General features: G+C 76.1%; 1 protein-coding gene. It reads right to left on the reverse strand.

All coding sequences use genetic code 11. The features are described 5' to 3' along the window. Positions 1–22: 22 nt before the first annotated feature. On the reverse strand, positions 23–828 hold an 806-nt coding region (locus tag B7767_RS24070), incomplete at its 5' end, for an FHA domain-containing protein (protein WP_143652612.1).

An 828-nucleotide genomic window follows, 5' to 3' on the forward strand; every position in this document is an offset into this window, starting at 1 on the left:
CGGACGGGCCCCGGGGCCGCGCTCAGCCCCGGCGGATGGTGATCGTCGTCCAGGCGCCCACGTGGACCTGGTCGCCGTCCTGGAGCGGGACCGGGACGAACGGCTGGATCGGCTCGTCCGAGCCGTTGACCGTCGTGCCGTTCGTCGAGTTCTGGTCGACGACCGCCCACGTGCCGTCCGGCTGCTGCACCAGCACCGCGTGCTGGTGGGAGACGCCCGGGTCCTCCGGCGGGGTCGACAGATCGATGTCGGGGGTGTCGCCGGTGGAGTGGCGACGGCGCCCGATGGTGATCTGGTTGCCGGTGAGCGTGCGCTGCTGCTCGGGCGAGTACGCGGGCAGGTTCAGACCCGCGGCCTCGGGGCCGGAGCGCTGCATCATCGCCATGAAGTACTCGCGGTCCGGACCGATGGTCGCGGTCCAGGTCGCCGGGCCCTGCGGGGAACGGGGCTGCTGCGGGAAGCCGCCGGGCCCGGGCGGTGCCTGGGTCGCACCGGGCTGCGGGTAGCCGTAACCGCCGCGCTGACCGGGACCGTTCGGACCACCGGGACCGTTCGGACCACCGGGGCCGGCCCCGGGACCACCGGGGCCACCGGGTCCGCCGGTCGGCGGGGAGATCACCCAGTCGTCGTCACCGCCGCCGCCGAAGGGCGGCCCGCCCGGCTGGGGGCGGCCGGTCTCCTGCGGGAACCCGGGCGGGGCAGACGCCCCGGGCTGGAACGCCTGCGGACCACCGGGGCCGTTCGGCCCTCCGGGACCACCGAAACCGCCGGGACCGTTCGGTCCACCGGGACCACCGGGACCGTTCGGTCCACCGGGACCGCCGGGAC

Source organism: Streptomyces sp. 13-12-16 (genome assembly GCF_002114215.1).
Classification (GTDB): Bacteria; Actinomycetota; Actinomycetes; order Streptomycetales; family Streptomycetaceae; genus Streptomyces.